At 67.3% G+C, this 15,259-nt stretch carries 19 protein-coding genes; 10 read left to right on the top strand and 9 right to left on the bottom strand.

Translation table 11 applies throughout. The features are described from left to right. From EAH84_RS02475 to flgB, 3 genes are read right to left on the bottom strand one after another with little or no spacing between them, the layout of a single operon-like run. Positions 1-687, bottom strand: coding sequence for a flagellar hook assembly protein FlgD (locus EAH84_RS02475; RefSeq protein ID WP_140867117.1), 687 nt, complete (start codon positions 685-687; stop codon positions 1-3). Between the two features lie 3 nt (positions 688-690). Continuing rightward, complete coding sequence (gene flgC, locus EAH84_RS02470) at positions 691-1,101, bottom strand: flagellar basal body rod protein FlgC (protein WP_140867114.1); 411 nt, start codon at positions 1,099-1,101, stop codon at positions 691-693. 3 nt (positions 1,102-1,104) lie between these two features. Further along, positions 1,105-1,455, bottom strand: coding sequence for a flagellar basal body rod protein FlgB (flgB, locus tag EAH84_RS02465; RefSeq protein WP_140867111.1), 351 nt, complete (start codon positions 1,453-1,455; stop codon positions 1,105-1,107). A 282-nt stretch (positions 1,456-1,737) separates the two neighbouring features. On the opposite strand from flgB, the gene EAH84_RS02460 reads away from it, so the two are divergent. From EAH84_RS02460 to EAH84_RS02425, 8 genes are all read left to right on the top strand, one after another. Beyond that, entirely contained in the window at positions 1,738-2,385 is a 648-nt protein-coding gene (locus EAH84_RS02460; RefSeq protein WP_140867108.1) for a MotA/TolQ/ExbB proton channel family protein, read from the top strand. Beyond that, positions 2,382-2,909, top strand: coding sequence for a flagellar motor protein MotB (locus EAH84_RS02455; protein WP_140867105.1), 528 nt, complete (start codon positions 2,382-2,384; stop codon positions 2,907-2,909). The genes EAH84_RS02460 and EAH84_RS02455 overlap by 4 nt, the downstream gene beginning before the upstream one ends. Further along, on the top strand, positions 2,906-3,427 hold the full coding sequence (locus tag EAH84_RS02450; RefSeq protein ID WP_140867103.1) for a flagella basal body P-ring formation protein FlgA: 522 nt from the start codon (positions 2,906-2,908) through the stop codon (positions 3,425-3,427). The genes EAH84_RS02455 and EAH84_RS02450 overlap by 4 nt, the downstream gene beginning before the upstream one ends. 103 nt (positions 3,428-3,530) lie before the next feature. Next, positions 3,531-3,815 (top strand): flagellar biosynthesis anti-sigma factor FlgM, encoded by a 285-nt coding sequence (flgM, locus tag EAH84_RS02445; protein WP_140867100.1) that lies wholly within the window; start codon positions 3,531-3,533, stop codon positions 3,813-3,815. 1 nt (position 3,816) lies between these two features. Beyond that, entirely contained in the window at positions 3,817-4,131 is a 315-nt protein-coding gene (locus tag EAH84_RS02440; RefSeq protein ID WP_140867097.1) for a flagellar protein FlgN, read from the top strand. Positions 4,132-4,210: 79 nt separating this feature from the next. Then, on the top strand, positions 4,211-5,056 hold the full coding sequence (locus EAH84_RS02435; protein WP_140867094.1) for a lytic transglycosylase domain-containing protein: 846 nt from the start codon (positions 4,211-4,213) through the stop codon (positions 5,054-5,056). A gap of 4 nt (positions 5,057-5,060) precedes the next feature. After that, a complete protein-coding gene (gene flhA / locus EAH84_RS02430) occupies positions 5,061-7,136 on the top strand; it encodes a flagellar biosynthesis protein FlhA (protein WP_140867091.1) in 2,076 nt (691 codons plus the stop codon). Further along, positions 7,133-7,909, top strand: coding sequence for a sigma-70 family RNA polymerase sigma factor (locus EAH84_RS02425; protein WP_140867089.1), 777 nt, complete (start codon positions 7,133-7,135; stop codon positions 7,907-7,909). Before flhA ends, EAH84_RS02425 begins: the two co-directional genes overlap by 4 nt. A 110-nt stretch (positions 7,910-8,019) precedes the next feature. Here EAH84_RS02425 and EAH84_RS02420 read toward each other — a convergent pair whose 3' ends face one another. Further along, complete coding sequence (locus tag EAH84_RS02420; RefSeq protein WP_140867086.1) at positions 8,020-9,015, bottom strand: YihY/virulence factor BrkB family protein; 996 nt, start codon at positions 9,013-9,015, stop codon at positions 8,020-8,022. 125 nt (positions 9,016-9,140) lie between these two features. Here EAH84_RS02420 and EAH84_RS02415 point away from each other — a divergent pair, with 125 nt between their 5' ends. Beyond that, a complete protein-coding gene (locus EAH84_RS02415) occupies positions 9,141-10,208 on the top strand; it encodes a glycosyltransferase family 2 protein (protein ID WP_241656412.1) in 1,068 nt (355 codons plus the stop codon). 1 nt (position 10,209) lies between these two features. Here the strand turns inward: EAH84_RS02415 and EAH84_RS02410 are convergent, their stop codons facing one another. Beyond that, positions 10,210-10,938, bottom strand: coding sequence for a class I SAM-dependent methyltransferase (locus EAH84_RS02410; protein WP_140867083.1), 729 nt, complete (start codon positions 10,936-10,938; stop codon positions 10,210-10,212). Between the two features lie 13 nt (positions 10,939-10,951). Beyond that, complete coding sequence (locus EAH84_RS02405; protein ID WP_241656411.1) at positions 10,952-11,323, bottom strand: GtrA family protein; 372 nt, start codon at positions 11,321-11,323, stop codon at positions 10,952-10,954. A gap of 142 nt (positions 11,324-11,465) precedes the next feature. Between EAH84_RS02405 and EAH84_RS02400 the strand changes: the two genes are divergently transcribed. Beyond that, positions 11,466-13,259, top strand: coding sequence for an AcrB/AcrD/AcrF family protein (locus tag EAH84_RS02400; RefSeq protein ID WP_140867339.1), 1,794 nt, complete (start codon positions 11,466-11,468; stop codon positions 13,257-13,259). Here the strand turns inward: EAH84_RS02400 and EAH84_RS02395 are convergent, their stop codons facing one another. The 3 genes from EAH84_RS02395 to EAH84_RS02385 are packed head-to-tail and all read right to left on the bottom strand — an operon-like array spanning position 13,260 to position 15,100. Beyond that, entirely contained in the window at positions 13,260-13,889 is a 630-nt protein-coding gene (locus EAH84_RS02395) for a MarC family protein (protein ID WP_140867077.1), read from the bottom strand. 4 nt (positions 13,890-13,893) lie between these two features. Then, positions 13,894-14,778: a bifunctional methylenetetrahydrofolate dehydrogenase/methenyltetrahydrofolate cyclohydrolase FolD gene (gene folD, locus EAH84_RS02390; protein ID WP_140867074.1), complete on the bottom strand. Its 885-nt coding sequence runs from the start codon at positions 14,776-14,778 to the stop codon at positions 13,894-13,896. A gap of 10 nt (positions 14,779-14,788) precedes the next feature. Then, a complete protein-coding gene (locus EAH84_RS02385) occupies positions 14,789-15,100 on the bottom strand; it encodes a YggT family protein (protein ID WP_140867071.1) in 312 nt (103 codons plus the stop codon). Positions 15,101-15,259: the final 159 nt, after the last annotated feature.

Genomic DNA, 15,259 nt, shown 5'->3' with positions numbered 1-15,259 from the left:
TCAGCCGGCTTGGCGGACGGCGGAAGGATCGACCGGGCCGATCCCGGTAATTTGAAGCTTGGGGGTGCCGCTGCTCGGCATCGACACCGATTCGACTGGCGCCCAGACCAGGCTGCGCGCGACGACGCTGGCGTTGCCTGATACCGCGGCGACCGCGACCGTGAACGGCCCCGCGCCCGCATCCGCGCCATCGGCGTCCTTGCCGTCCCAATCATATTTGACCGTACCCGCCGACTGCTGGCCAAGGTCGATGGTCTTGAGCGGCTGGCCGGCCGCATCGCTGATCTGGACTTGGACGTCACTGGCATCGCCGTCGAGTTCGACCGCCCCCGCGATTCCGCCCGCAGCGCGACCATAGGCGACGCCGCCTTCGGTCAGCACCGTCTTGCCAACATAGGCAAGTGCGTCGGAACTCGTCGTGCCGCCCAGCTTCGCGGCCAGGCTCGACAGCGTCGTGTTCATCTGGGAAATCCCCGCCACCGACGAGAACTGCGCCATCTGCGCGACCATCTGGGTGTTGTCGACGGGCGCGAACGGATCCTGGTTCTTGAGCTGCGCGGTCATCAGCGACAGGAAGTCCGACTGGTCGAGCGAGCGTTCGCCGAGCTTCGAGGTGTCGGCAACGGCGGTTGTCGCGGTCCGGGGAATGCCCAGGCTCGACAGCGTGGAATCGAAGGTGGAGGCCATGATCTAGCGTCCTAGCTTGAGGGTATCGACGATGAGCGATTTGGCGGTGTTCATCACCTCGACGTTGTTCTGGTAGGTCCGCGAGGATTCCATCATGTCGACCAGCTCGCGGGTCTCATCGACCGCGGCCTCGAAGACATTGCCGTCCTTGTCCGCGAGCGGATTGGTCGGATCGTAGCGCTTGGTCGGCGCTTCGCCCGCGGTGACGATCTTCTCGACGTCGACCGTCGACAGCCCGCTCGCGGCGTCGAAGCTGGTGCGGAACACCGGCTTCATCGTCTTGTAGGCGGCCTCGGCCGATCCTGCGACGCCGCCCGCATTGGCGAGGTTCGACGCGGTGGTGTTCATCCGGACGAGCTGCGCGCTCATCGCGCGTCCTGCGACCTGGAAGATCGTCATGGGGTTGTCGGCCATGGCTTATTCTCCCCTCAGCGCGCGGGTCAGTTGGCCGATCCGCCCGTTGAGGAACGCCAGCGTGGTCTGATACTGCACCGCGTTTTCCGCAAAGGCGGTCTGCTCGGCCGACAGTTCGACGGTGTTGCCGTCCATCGAGGTCTGGGTCGGCACGCGATATTTGGTGGCGGCGTCGATCGCACCGCTGTCGGGGGTGCCGCTCGTCATGCTGGCGAGCGCCGCCTTGAAGTCGATGTCCTTGGCCTTGAAGCCGGGGGTCGAGGCGTTCGCGATGTTCGAAGCCAGCACGCCCATGCGCTGCGAGCGCACTTCCAGCGCCGCGCCATGAACCCCGAACAAACTGTCTCCGGCCATCGCCGTACTCCTCGCGCCCCATGCGCTAGCCGACACCAAGCAATGGGCGTGCCAGTTTCCGGTTTGCCGCGGCCGGACGCTCGATTTCAGCGGGCGGCAACCCGACGGCAGGCGCACACGGCAAGGGATTGCCGCTTTGCCGTCCGATGTTGCCGGGTCCGGCAACCGACGGGGCGCGGCGTTTGTCGGGGGCCGCCCCGCTTGTGTTCGCCTGCCCCTCGCGCTGTACGCGAAGCAGGAAGCGGCTCACGCGGTTGGCCCGCCTCTTGCTTATCGACGCGCATGACGCTCGTCGCTCAACTCGCCGATCCGCTCGCGTTCGCCATCGTCGCTGGCGGCACCACGCTCGGCGTCGTCCTGCGCACCCCGTTGCGAGACCTCGGTCGTGCGCTGTCCGCGCTGCGCATCCTCGCCCGCCGCCGCTTCGTTGCCGATCCGCTGCTCGATCAGATCGCGGCGCAGGCGCGGATCGCGCGCGGCCATGGTGCGATGGCGCTCGATCGATCGGTCATCGCCGATCCCGATGTCGCCGCCGCGATCGCGACCATCGTCGACGGCGCGAGCGGCGAAGAGGTCACCACGCTGCTCGCGCATCGTCGCCGCGCACGGATCGAACGCCACGTCGCCGCCGCCGACATCTGGGCGGGCGCCGCCGAGCTCGCCCCTGCGATGGGGATGGTCGGCACGCTGATCGGCCTCGCGCGAATGTTCGCGACGATGACCGATCCTGCCGCGATCGGTGGCGCGATGGCGATCGCGCTGCTCGCGACGCTCTATGGCGCGCTGCTCGCCAACCTCGTCTTCCTGCCGATCGCCAACCGGTTGCGCGTCGCGGGCCGCGCCGAGGCGTTCGAGCGCGCGCGCCTCGACCCGCCGCTGGTGGCGCTCGCCGATCGCGAACGCCCGCTCGCGTTGAAGACCGCGGCGTGACCGACTATCCTGCCCCCGTCACCGCGCGCCCGCTCTGGCTGATCACGCTCGCCGATCTGGCGCTCCTGCTGGTCGGCTTCTTCGTCCTGCTCCAGGCGACCCAGCAGCTCGATCGCAACGCGCTCGCGCGCGGGTTGCGCGCGGGGTTCGACAACGACGAACCGCTGGCGCCGATGCCCGTCGCCGCCACCGGCATGCTCGATTTCGCGGTCGGCTCCGCCGTCATTCCCGGCCCGACCGATACTCTCGTCGGCTGGGCGCGCGATGCAGCACGCGATCCCCGCGTGACGCTGACCATCACCGGGTCGGTCGACGGCACCGCCGCCGATGTCGACCCGGTCACCCGCAGCTCCACGATCCTTGCCGCCGACCGCGCGCGTGCGGTCGCTGCGACGATTGCCGCGGTCGCGCCAGCGCGAATGGCGATCGCCACCGCCGCCAAGCCCGGCCGACGCGCCGCCATGGTCACGCTCGCCTTCACCGGCGAGCACGCTCCAGCCGACAAGAACAGGACGCCGTCATGATTCTATCCCTCCTGCTCGCCGCTACCGCGCCCGTCGCGGTGAGCCATCAGGACACCCCCGCGCTCGATCGCGCGGTCGCGGCCTTCACCGGCCATGCGATCGGCGACGATGGCGGCGCGCGAACCGCGATCGACGCGCGGCTCCGGCTTGCGCAATGCCCGACGGTCGCGATTTCCTGGCGGACAGAGCGCCACGATGCGGTTGTCGTCGCGTGCTCGGGGCCGAGCTGGCGGCTATTCGTTCCCGTCATTGGCACCCCGGCCGCAAGCGCCGCCGCACCTGGCACTTCGCGGGTCGCCTATGCCCCGCCGGTCAAACTCGAACCCGTCATCAAGCGCGGTGATCCGGTCACGATCGAGGCAGGCGATTCGGGCTTTTCGATCAGCCGCGAAGGCGTCGCGATCGGCGACGCCGCGCCGGGCGAACGCTTCATGGTCCGGGTCGATGGCACCCGCACGCCGGTCCAGGCGGTCGCGGTCGAGACCGGGCACGCCACGCTGCCCGGTTGGGCCGACTGAGCCAAGTCGATTGAGCCGGGGTGCCCCATGCATAAATTTTTTCTAAAGTTTGCCTCGCAAGGGTCGTTCTACGCCATGTCAGCGAAACCAAGAGGGTGCGGACATGGTGGATTCGATCGGATCAAGGCTGGCAACTGCGGACCGGGTGACGCGCGTCGTGGCGGCAACGCCGACGGCGCCGGCGCGCTCGACCGTGACCGCCGATGCGGCACCGATCGCCCAGGCGGGCAGCCTCGCGCAGCAACTCGCCGCGGCAGCACCGATCGATCTCGACCGCGTCGCCCGGCTCAAGCTGGCGATCGCCGACGGCACCTATCCGATCCTGCCCGGCACGATCGCGGACAATCTGATCGCGCTGCGGCTCAAATTGACCGCGGAAGGAAACTGACGTGACTCGGCGCGACGCCCTGATCCGCGTGATCGACGCGCTCCATGCGGAGATCGCCGCGCTGAAATCGAACGATGTCGGCGGGCTGGAACGCGCGACGCAGGACAAGCTTGCCGCGATCGCCGAGGTCGCCGATCTCGGCACCGGCCCCGCGGGTAACGAGATTCGCGAACTCGCCGAAGAGGCCAACCGCCTCAACGAAACCTGCCGCATCTATGTGAACCTGATGGCGGCAAATGTTCGCCGCCGCCTGCAAACCCTGACCGGCAACGCCGCGGGTGCGTATCGTCCGGGGCTCGCGGGCGCCTACGCCTGACGCCGCGCCCGGCGCACCGGGTAATCTGGCACGCCTCTTGCTGATGGTCCCATAGTTAACAGGGGCTTCGCATCACGGCATGACCGTCAATCCTATCTCAGCCGGCCGGATCCAGTCCGCCATCGCCACTGCGAGCAGCAAGACGGGAATCGATTTCGATTATCTGTTCAACCAGGCGAAGGTCGAAAGCGGCCTCAACGCCAATGCGAAGGCGGGCACCTCGTCGGCGTCGGGGTTGTACCAATTCGTCGAACAAAGCTGGCTCGCGGTCGTCAAGAAACACGGTGCCGACAACGGCATGGCCTGGGCCGCCGACAACATCCAGCAGACCGCGAGCGGACGCTACGTCGTCGGCGACGGCGCGACCAAGGCGTCGATCCTCGCGCTACGCAATGACCCCAACGCCGCATCGCTGATGGCGGCGGAACATGCATCGGACAACAAGGACGCGCTCGAAGGCACGCTGGGCCGCGATGCGACCGGCACCGATCTCTACATGGCGCATTTCCTCGGGCTCGGCGGTGCCAAGAAATTCCTGACGACGATGGCGTCGAACCCCTATGCCAACGCCGCCGCGCTCTTCCCCGCCGCCGCTGGCGCCAACCGCAATGTGTTCTACACGCCCGCGGGGGCGCCGCGATCGGTGTCGGACGTCTATGACCGGTTCGCCGACAAGCTCGGCGCGGGCGCGGGCGACACCGGTATCGCCAGCACCGTCAACTACGCCGCGCAGGCGCTGAACCTCGGCGATTCCACCGTCATCACCGGCAACAACCAGAGCGCGGCGGACGCGCTGACGTGGGCGACCAGCGCACTCGGCAAGTTCGCGGCGCAGGCCAACCCCACCGCGGCGGCCAACCTGATGCGCCCGACCCCCGACACCGCGCGGCTCGCGTATCTGATGCTTGCGAATCTCGGCAACTAGCGCGATGTTCCGTCTCGCCACCGCGCGCGCCTCGGCGCTGCCCCTCGCGATCCTGCTACTCGTCGTGGTGATGGTCGTTCCGATCCCCGCAGCGCTGCTCGACATCTTCTTCGTCGCCAATATCGCGATCAGCCTCGCGGTGCTGATGGTCGCGCTCAACGCGCAAAAGCCGCTCGATTTCTCCGCTTTTCCTACCGTGCTGCTGTTCGCGACGCTCTTCCGCCTCGGCCTCAACGTCGCCTCGACCCGGATCGTGCTGGTCCACGGCCACGAAGGCGAAGCCGCCGCGGGGCGCGTCATCGAGGCGTTCGGGACATTCCTGATCGGCGGCGACTATGTCGTCGGCATCTTCGTCTTCGCGATCCTGATGATCATCAACCTGATCGTCGTGACCAAGGGTGCGGGCCGCGTGTCCGAAGTCAGCGCGCGCTTCACGCTCGATGCGTTGCCGGGCAAGCAGATGGCGATCGACGCCGACTTGAACGCCGGGCTCATCACCCCCGACGAAGCCAAGGCACGCCGCGTCGAGGTGTCGACCGAGGCCGATTTCTACGGGTCGATGGACGGTTCGTCGAAATTCGTGAAGGGCGACGCGGTCGCGGCGATGCTGATCCTGGCCGCCAATATCGTTGGCGGACTGATCCTCGGCCCGGTCAGCCACGGGCTGTCGCTCGCCGACGCCGCGCACAACTACATCCTGCTCGCGATCGGTGACGCGCTCGTCGCGCAGCTGCCGAGCCTAATGCTCTCGATCGCTGCCGCCGCAATCGTCACCCGGGTCAATTCGGATAAGGACCTCGCCGGCCAGATCGGCGGCCAGTTTGGCGCGTCGAAGACCTGGATTCCGGTCGCGGGCATCCTGACGCTGCTCGGTATCTTTCCGGGGATGCCGCACATCCTGATCCTCAGCGCCGCGGGAATCGCGGGCTTCGCGGCGTGGAAACTGCGCCAGATCGAAGGTCGCCCCGCGCTAGCCGCGGCGGTCGCGCCCGCCGAACCCGTCGATCCGTCCAAGATCGGCTGGGAGGAAGTGACCGACGGGATGCAGGTCAATTTCGATATTGGCTACGGCCTCGTACCCTTGGTCGACGAGCGCAAGGGCGCGCCGCTGATGGGCCGGATCACCGGGGTGCGCCGCCAGCTCAGCAAGGAACTCGGCTTCATCGTGCCGCAATGCCGGGTCCGCGACGACATCAATCTCGCCCCCTTCACCTATCGCATCCTGGTCAACGGCGTCGTCGTCGGCGAGGATCAGGTATCGCCCGACGACATGCTCGCGCTCGATACCGGTCAGGCTTATGGCGCGCTCGACGGCAAGGCGGCCAAGGATCCGACCTTCGGGCTCGATGCGACCTGGATCAATCCCGGCGACGCCGATGCCGCCACCGGCGCGGGGTATCTCGTCGTCGATGCGGGCACCGTGATGGCGACCCACCTCAACCATCTGCTCGGCCAGAGCGCCGCCGACCTGCTCGGCCCCGACGAGGTCCAGTCGCTGCTCGACGGGCTCAAGGAACGCGCGTCGAGCCTCGTCGCGGCGCTCACCCCGCAGCCCCTCGCGCTCACCACGCTGACCCAGGTGCTGAAGGGTCTGCTCGCTGAAAATATCCCGCTCAAGGAATTCCGGCGCATCGCGCAGGCGATCTCGGTCGCAGCGCAGAAATCGCAGGATGCAGAGGAGATCATCGAGATGATTCGTCCCGATCTCGGCGCGCTCATCATCCAGAAACTGTGCGGTGTGCGCGAGCCGTTGCGCGTCATGACGCTGGAGGGGCAACTGGAAGGGCTGCTCGGTCAGGCGATGCGCAACGACACGTCGCGCCGCCACGTCATCGAACCCGATCTCGGTCGCCGGATCGTCGAGGCATTGCAGCAGGCCGCGCAGCCGCTGATCGACGAAGCCAAGCCCTTCGCGCTGGTCGTCCAGCCTGCGATTCGGATCGCGATCCGCAAGCTCGTCCGCACCTGCCTGCCCGACACCCCGGTGCTGTCGTTCTTCGAGGTGCCCGAAGAAAAATCGGTCGAGGTCGTCGCGGTCATCGGCGCGCCCCAGCCCGCGCACCAAGCGCTGGCGGCATGAGCGCCGAGCCGATGCAGGACGCGTTCGCGGACGCCCAGCAGGTCGCCCTCGGCGCGCTGTCGACCCCGCTGGTCTACGCCCCCAAGCGATCGGCCACCGCGGATACCGAGGCGCTGGTCCGCCAACACCTTCCGCTGGTCCGCCGGATCGCATGGCACGTCCATGGCAGCATGAGTACGATCGTCGATGTCGAAGACCTGATCCAGATCGGCCTCGTCGCGCTGGTCGAGACCGTCGGTGCGCCGCACGACCGCGGCCCCGCCTTCACCGCCTATCTCGCGACGCGGCTGCGCGGCGCGATGATCGACGAACTCCGCCGCCAGGCGACGACGACCCGCGGCGCGATGCGGCGGCGGCGTGCGTACAACGACGCCATCGCGGCGCTGACCGCGACGACGGGCACCCCCCCCGGCGAGGCGCTGATCGCCGAGCACCTCGGCGTCTCGGTCGAAAAACTGCGCGCGGACTATGCGACCGCGGAGGCGATCCGGTTCGATTCGATCGACGACCTGTATTCGGACGACCTGCCCTGGTTCGCCGATGACGGCCCCGACGCGTTCGACCAACTCGCCGAGAGCAACCTGCGCGAAACGCTGGTCGCCGCCATCGCCGCGCTGCCCGAACGCGAGGCGCAGGTCGTCCAGCTCTATTATGTCGAGGAATTGAACCTCGAAGAAATCGGCATGGTGCTCGGCGTCGGCTCCGCGCGGGTCTGCCAGATCAAGGCCGCCGCCCACGCCAGGCTGAAGAAGGCGCTGGCCAAGAAAATCTAGGCGGGGTTCGACGTTCCCCGGCGAAGGCCGTGGCCAAGTCGTTGAGCCTCCGTCAGTGCCCAATTGGGTATTAATCCCACCTGCGGAACGGCGCCTCGGTAAAAACGACGCTAGTCGCGGCGTTCGGTCAGCTTGAGCAATACCAACGCCGCCGCCACGCCGATCGCGCTACGAACGAGCCCCGGCGATTGCACCGGTGCCGTGGGTGCCTCGGGCGCGGCGTGGGGAGGATCCGAATCCTCCGCCACCTCCAGCGCGGCATTCAATTCGCCCCCCAACAGGAACACATAGGCGGATAGCCACAGCCATGTCAGCAGCACGATCACCGCGCTCAGCGACCCATAGGTCGCGCCGTAATTCCCGAAATTGCCGACATACACCCCGAACAATCCAGTCGCGCCGAGCCACAATAGGGTCGCGAGCACTGCCCCCGGCGACAGCCACCGCCAGCGCGCGTCCTGGCGGTTGGGCGCGAACCGGTACAGCACCGCCGCGCCCGTGATCGCGAGCAGTGCCAGCAGTAGATACCCGCCGACCCGGATCGCCACGACCAGCACCGTAGGGGTCCACGGCAGCCAAGTGGTCAGGAAGGTGAGGACCGTCGTCGTCGCTATCGCCGACAGCACCAGGATGACCCCGCCCACCACCATCGCCAGCGCGACCACGCGGAGCATCACGAACCCGCGCCGTTCGTCGACGCGGAACGCGACGTTGAGCGCGATCGTCATCGCCGCGGTCGCCTTGGTCGCGCCGTACACCGCGATCAGCAGCGCCAGAACGAGCCCGAAGCCCTTGCTGTCCTGCGATGTCGACACCACGCGCTTCAACTGATCCCCGACGATCGACGCCGCCTCGGCGGGCAGCGCGGTCGCGAGCGAACGGATGTCCGCCGCGACGCTATGCGCATCCGCGACCAGCCCATAGGACAGCACCACCGCCGCCAGCATCGGGACGATCGCGGTGAACGCATAAAAGGCAACCCCCGCTGCGATCAGCGAGATGTTATCGTCGCCCGCGCGCCGCAAGGCCGCAGTGGCAATCGCCCACCAGCCGCCGCGCAATCGCCCCCACGGGTCGCGCCAGGATTCGTTTAAGGGGGAATTCATTGCCCTTCTGTATCGTCGACGGCCCCCAATGGTTCCATCCCGGGGCACCCGACACGAGAATGCCATGTGGCGTTCCCCGATCACCCCCCGGTGACGGGGGCGCGACGGCGCGCTACAGCGGCGCCATGCAACGTCCCGCGCTATCGGTCGTCATCCCCTGCTACAACGAGGCAGCCTGCCTCGAGCTGCTCCATGCCCGCGTCGCCGCGGCGGCGATCGCGGCGGTGGGCGAGGATCACGAGATCGTCCTCATCAACGATGGCAGCCGCGACGACAGCTGGGCGGTGATGCAGCGGCTCAGCGCCGCCGACCCGCGCCTCGTTGCGATCAACCTGTCGCGCAACCACGGCCACCAGCTCGCGCTGACTGCGGGGCTCGATCTATGTTCGGGCGCGCAGATCCTGATCATCGACGCCGATCTGCAGGACCCCCCCGAACTCCTCGCGGCGATGCGCGACACGATGGCGGCACAACAGGCCGACGTCGTCTACGCGGTCCGCCGCAAGCGCGAAGGCGAGACGATCTTCAAGCGCGCGACCGCGTCGGTGTTCTATCGCGTGCTCGACCGCGTCACCGATACCCCGATCCCGCTCGACACCGGCGATTTTCGCCTGATGAGCCGCCGCGCGCTCGACGCGTTCCTCAGCTTACCCGAACAGGCACGATTCATCCGCGGGATGGTCGCGTGGGTTGGCTTCCGGCAGGTGCCGTTTCCGTACGACCGCGCCGAGCGGCATGCGGGCGTGACCAATTATCCGCTCGCCAAGATGATGCGGCTCGCGTTCGACGCGGTCACCGGCTTCTCGACCGCGCCGCTCCGCTTCGCAAGCCACGCCTCGGTCCTACTCGCGGGGCTGTCGCTGCTGCTGCTGTTCTACATCGCCTGGGGATTCTTCGAGGGCGCGCCGGTCCAGGGCTGGACCTCGACGATGCTCGTCGTCGTGGTGCTGAGCTCGGTGCAGATGTTCGTACTCGGCATGATCGGCGAATATCTCGGGCGGCTCTACATCGAATCGAAGCGGCGACCGCTGTACCTGGTCGCGGACATCGCAGGACCGGTGCAGGGGCATGCAACACTGGGGTTCAATGCGGCGCAGGAGAGCCAGTCGACGCCACTCTCAACCGTCAGCCCTGAGCTTGTCGAAGGGCATGAGTCCCCGATGCTTCGACAGGCTCAGCACGAACCGGATTAGGTCAGGCTGGCATCGCCAGCGTCACGATCGAGACCCCCGGCGTCATCGGCACCCTGCCGACGAGGTAACGCTCGAGCCCGAACACCTTCTCGAACAGCGCGTTGAGCGGCTTGACCGGTGGCGAATCGTCGCTGTCGTCGCGCCCGGTCAGCCGCCCCGCAATGCGCGCCGCCGCCGCGAGCGGGAACAGCAGCGAATTGAAATAGCTGAGCTTGGCGGAAGTCAGCCCCGCAGCGCCGATCGCGCGGCACAGCGTCGCCTTCGAATAGCGGCGGTGGTGGTGGTTGACGGTGTCGTGCGCGCTCCACAGCCATTGGTGCGCGGGGACCGCAATCAGGATCTTCCCGCCGGGTTTCAGTAGCGTCTTCATCGCGGCGAGCGCGGCGACATCGTCCTCGATATGCTCGACGACATCGAGCACCGCGACCAGATCATACGCGCCACGTTCGATGCCGGGGAGCGCGGGGAGCGGCGCATCACCGACCGGCTGCCCCAGTCGTTCGCTCGCGATCGCCCGTGCGGCAGGATCGATCTCGATCGCCTCGACGCTGCCGAAGCGCGCAAGCATCGGCAAATTGTGCCCGGTGCCGCACCCGATCTCCAGGATGCGCGCACCCTCGGGCAGGTCGCCGTAGCGGCTGAGGTAATCGCTAAGGATCTCGCGGCGCGCGCGATACCACCAATGCGTCGAATCATGCGCCGCCATGCGATCGTAGACGATACGGTCCATCTATCGGGCCATCCTACTTGAATACCAGTTGCCGGTTGAGCGCGAAGGTTGCGAACGGGGTGACGAGGAAACACGGGATCAGCGACGCCCAGGCGGGACCGTGGAACAGCGGCCCGGTAATGATCCAGGTGAAGGCCAGGTTGAGCACCATGCCGAGCGCCTGGACGATCAGGAACTTCACCTGGCGCGCGCGCGGGTTGTCGCGCGTGCCGTGCCCCTTGAAGCTCCAGTTGCTGTGGAGAACATAGCCGACCGTTGCCGCCGCGAAGAAGGCGGGGACGACCGCGATCACCGCCAGCCGCTCGCCGGTGACGTACCAGGCGAAAGGCAGGAAGACGATTGTGTAGACGAGGCTCGATATCGCGCCAGCGATCGCAAAGCGCATAAGCTGCCCCAGCACCCCGCTCGTCCGCCATTGCTCTAATCGTCCCGTCAGCACGTTGCGCTTCCCTCCACTTGCCGCCCGCACTAGGAGCAGTCGCGCGGCAGTGAAACCGGATAGTGCCGGTCTGTGGGACGATTACGCCTTGAACCAACAACTGCGCGGCCAGATCGAAGCCGAGCTCGACCGCCACTGGATCCGCCTGACGCTCCTCGCCTGGGTCGCGGTGACGATCTTCTACGTCTGGAGCGATTGGAACTACGTCCGCTGGCTCTCGCTCGGCGATACCGACGACAACATGCGGCTGATGCAGGTCCGTGGGCTGCTCGCGGGGCAGGGCTGGTTCGATCTGACCAACTACCGGCTGAACCCGCCGACCGGGTTCAACATCCACTGGAGCCGGATCGTCGACCTGCCGATCGCAGGGCTGATCCTGTTCTTCCGGCTGTTCACCACCAATGCCTGGGCGGAACGGTTGGCGTGCGGGATCGCGCCGCTGATCCCGCTGTCGATCACGATGGTTGGGATCGGCGCGACCGTCCGGCGGCTGGTCCACCCGCTCGCCTGGCCGCTCGCGGTGGTGTTCCTGCTCGCCACCTCGGTGACGATGCTGATGTACCTGCCCGAACGGATCGACCACCACGGCTGGCAGCTCGCGATGTTGAGCCTCAGCGTCGCGGGGCTGTGCGATCCGCGCGCGCTGCGCGGCGGCGTGATCGTTGGGCTGGCAAGCGCGGTGTCGATTTCGATCGGGCTCGAAATGCTCCCCTATGCCGCGATGGCGGGCGCGATCCTGACGCTGCGCTGGATCTGGGCCGGAAACGGGGAAGGCGGCGAGGCGACCCGGCTTGCGGCCTATGCGATCAGCCTGGCGGGCGGTACCGCGGCGGGGTTTGCGGGGTTCGCCTCGAACGCCAATTACGTCCTGCGTTGCGATGCGCTGACCCCGGTCTATCTCTCGGTGATGGTCGCCGCAGGGGTGCTGTTGTTCGTCCTCGCCTGGGCCAATCCCGCCAGCCGCGCGGTGCGATTGGGGTGCGCCGTGCTCGCGGGCGCGGTGATCGTCGCGGGCTTCGTGCATTTCTTCCCGCAGTGCCTCGGGCGTCCCGAACAAGTCTCGCCCGAACTCCAGCGCAACTGGCTCGACAACGTTCGCGAAGCCAAACCGATCTACAAACATCCCTTCCGCCTCGCCTTCCCGATGGCGGCGCTGCCGATCGTCGGGGTGATCGGGGTCGCGGTGGGCACCTGGCGTGCGCGCCGCACGCCGACGTTGCTTGGCTGGGCGTGCGTCGCGCTGTTCGTCACCTTCGCGACACTGATGCTGCTGTGGCAGGTCCGCGTTGCCCCCGCCGCGCAGCTGATGGCGATTCCCGGATCGGTCGCGCTGGCGTGGCTGATCCTGCCCTGGTTGCTCAACCACCGCTCGATGCCGGTCCGCGTGATCGGCACCGTCGGCGGTTTCCTGATCGTCTCGGGGCTCTTCGCCGGGCTGATCATCAAATATCTGCCGGTCGACCGCCCCAACGCCTACACCCGCCGGGTCAATCTCGCGACGAGTAGCTGTATCCGCACCACGGTACTCTCGAAGCTCGACTATTATCCCGCGCAGACGATCTTCACCTTCGTCGATCTCGGGCCACGGCTGATTACGCTGACGCATCATGACGCGATCGCGGGGCCGTATCATCGCAACGGCGATGCGATCCTCGATGTTCAGCACGCGTTCGGCGGCACGCCTGATCGCGCGCGCGCGATCATGAAGCGGCATGGCGCGACGTTGCTGCTGATCTGCCCCAACGCCGCCGAATCGACCAATTACCGCGCGCGCAATCCGGGCGGCTTCTACGACCAGCTCGCGCATGGCACGGTGCCCGCTTGGCTCACCCCGCTACCGCTGCCCAAGGGCTCGCCGCTCCGGCTGTTCCGGATCGACTGATTATCGAAGGACGAGCTGCAACCCGTCGATCACGAACTGCACCGCGAGCGCGGCGAGCAGCACGCCGAGCAGGCGCGTGATCACCGCCTCGATCTTGGCGCCGAGCACCCGCATGATCGGCCCGGCCGCGAGCAGCGCGACCAGCGTGAGCAGCAGGATCGTCATCATCGCGCCGAGCACCGTCAGCGTCCGCTCGACACCGTCGTTGCGTGCCATCAACAGCATCACCGACGCGATCGACCCCGGCCCCGCGATCATCGGCATCGCCATCGGGAAGACCGAGACATCGTCGACCTCGGGATCGTCGAAGACCTTCTGCGCGCGGTCCTCGCGGCGCTGGGTGCGTTTTTCGAATACCATTTCGAGCGCGATCAGGAACAGCATGATCCCGCCCGCAATCCGAAAACTGCCGAGGCTGATCCCGAGCCCCTTGAGCAGATCCTCGCCGAACAGCGCGAAAACGAGCAGGATCGCGGTCGAGATCGCGACCGCGCGGATCGCCATGCTGCGCTTTTGCTCAGGCTTCGCGCCCGCTGACAGCCCGGCGTAGATCGGCGCGCAGCCCGGCGGGTCGATCACCACGAAGAAGGTGATGAGCGAAGACACGTAGAGTTCGAGGAGCGTGTTCACGATGTTACAGCTCCGGTTCGGCAGCGCATACGCGGCGGCACGCGGCGACCAGCGTGTTGCGCATCAGGCACGCGATCGTCATCGGCCCGACCCCGCCCGGCACCGGGGTGATCGCCCCCGCGACCGCCGCCGCGCCCGCGAAATCGACGTCGCCGACTAGCCCCGCCCCCCCGTCTTCCTTGGCGATGCGGTTGATCCCGACGTCGATCACGCTCGCGCCGGGCTTGATCCAGTCGCCCTTGATGAAGTGCGGAATGCCGACCGCGGCGACGACGATGTCGGCACGCCGGACGTGTGCGGCGACGTCGCGCGTCCGGCTGTGCGCGACCGTGACGGTGCAGCTTTGCTGGAGCAACAATTGCGCCATCGGCTTGCCGACGATGTTGGAGCGCCCGACGACCACCGCCTCGAGCCCCGACAGCTCGCCGAGCGTAGCGCGCAGCAGCATCAGGCAGCCGAGCGGCGTGCACGGCACGAAGCCGTGGAGTCCCGTCGCGAGCCGCCCGACGTTGACCGGGTGGAAGCCGTCGACATCCTTGTCGGGGTCGATCCGGGTCAGCACGCGGCGTTCGTCGATGTGCGCGGGTAGCGGCAGCTGGACGAGGATGCCATCGACCGTGTCATCGGCGTTGAGCCGGTCGACCAGCGCGAGCAAATCGTCGCTCGTGGTGTCCGCGGGCAGCCGGTGTTCGAATCCCGCCATCCCGGCTTCCGCGGTCATCCGCGTCTTCGTCCGGACATAGACCGCGCTCGCGGGGTCCTCCCCGACCAGCACCACCGCCAGCCCCGGCTTGCGCCCGGCCGCGGCGACGAAGCCGGCGACACCGTCGGCGACGCGCGCGCGCAATGCGGCGGCGTGCGCCTTGCCGTCGATGATCATGGCGGTCATGTGCCCTGCCTCAGACGACGACCGGGCCGGTGACGATGCTGATCGCGATGTTGCGCAGGATGATGTCGAGGATCGTGATGACGATCAGCGCGACCATCGGTGAAAAATCGATCCCCCCGGTGTTGGGCAGCACCCGGCGGATCGGGCGATAGATCGGGTCGGTCATCTTCTCGAGCCCGTACCAGATCGACCGGACGAAGCTGTTCGTCATGTTGACCACGTTGAAGGTAATCAGCAGCGACAGCACAAACTGGATGAAGATGATCCACCAAGCGAGGTCGAGCAACACCTGGAGAATCTGGATGATGGTCAGCGCGAACACGATGTGCCTTCCGATGAGGGGGTTCGTCGTCCCTCTAGCCGAGTGGCGAAAGGCTCGCCACCCTTTGCGACGGGCTTACCGTTCTCCCGCGGAGGCGGGAGTCCAGAGTCGCGAACGATGAGACCTGCGGCCTCTGGACCCCCGCCTGCGCGGGGGAAC

Origin of the sequence: Sphingomonas oligophenolica, assembly GCF_006438955.1 — a bacterium.
In the GTDB taxonomy this organism is placed as follows: Bacteria; Pseudomonadota; Alphaproteobacteria; order Sphingomonadales; family Sphingomonadaceae; genus Sphingomonas; species Sphingomonas oligophenolica_A.
The sequence above is the reverse complement of the archived record's forward strand: the minus strand, read 5'-3'. Positions and strand labels throughout refer to the sequence as shown.

Bases quoted from the DNA above. Each gene is read 5' to 3' on its own strand.
- EAH84_RS02475 (WP_140867117.1), bottom strand. From the start codon at position 687: ATGGCCTCCACCTTCGATTCCACGCTGTCGAGCCTGGGCATTCCCCGG.
- flgC (WP_140867114.1), bottom strand. From the start codon at position 1,101: ATGGCCGACAACCCCATGACGATCTTCCAGGTCGCAGGACGCGCGATG.
- flgB (WP_140867111.1), bottom strand. From the start codon at position 1,455: ATGGCCGGAGACAGTTTGTTCGGGGTTCATGGCGCGGCGCTGGAAGTG.
- EAH84_RS02460 (WP_140867108.1), top strand. From the start codon at position 1,738: ATGACGCTCGTCGCTCAACTCGCCGATCCGCTCGCGTTCGCCATCGTC.
- EAH84_RS02450 (WP_140867103.1), top strand. From the start codon at position 2,906: ATGATTCTATCCCTCCTGCTCGCCGCTACCGCGCCCGTCGCGGTGAGC.
- flgM (WP_140867100.1), top strand. From the start codon at position 3,531: ATGGTGGATTCGATCGGATCAAGGCTGGCAACTGCGGACCGGGTGACG.
- EAH84_RS02435 (WP_140867094.1), top strand. From the start codon at position 4,211: ATGACCGTCAATCCTATCTCAGCCGGCCGGATCCAGTCCGCCATCGCC.
- flhA (WP_140867091.1), top strand. From the start codon at position 5,061: ATGTTCCGTCTCGCCACCGCGCGCGCCTCGGCGCTGCCCCTCGCGATC.
- EAH84_RS02425 (WP_140867089.1), top strand. From the start codon at position 7,133: ATGAGCGCCGAGCCGATGCAGGACGCGTTCGCGGACGCCCAGCAGGTC.
- EAH84_RS02420 (WP_140867086.1), bottom strand. From the start codon at position 9,015: ATGAATTCCCCCTTAAACGAATCCTGGCGCGACCCGTGGGGGCGATTG.
- EAH84_RS02415 (WP_241656412.1), top strand. From the start codon at position 9,141: ATGCAACGTCCCGCGCTATCGGTCGTCATCCCCTGCTACAACGAGGCA.
- EAH84_RS02410 (WP_140867083.1), bottom strand. From the start codon at position 10,938: ATGGACCGTATCGTCTACGATCGCATGGCGGCGCATGATTCGACGCAT.
- EAH84_RS02405 (WP_241656411.1), bottom strand. From the start codon at position 11,323: ATGCGCTTTGCGATCGCTGGCGCGATATCGAGCCTCGTCTACACAATC.
- folD (WP_140867074.1), bottom strand. From the start codon at position 14,778: ATGACCGCCATGATCATCGACGGCAAGGCGCACGCCGCCGCATTGCGC.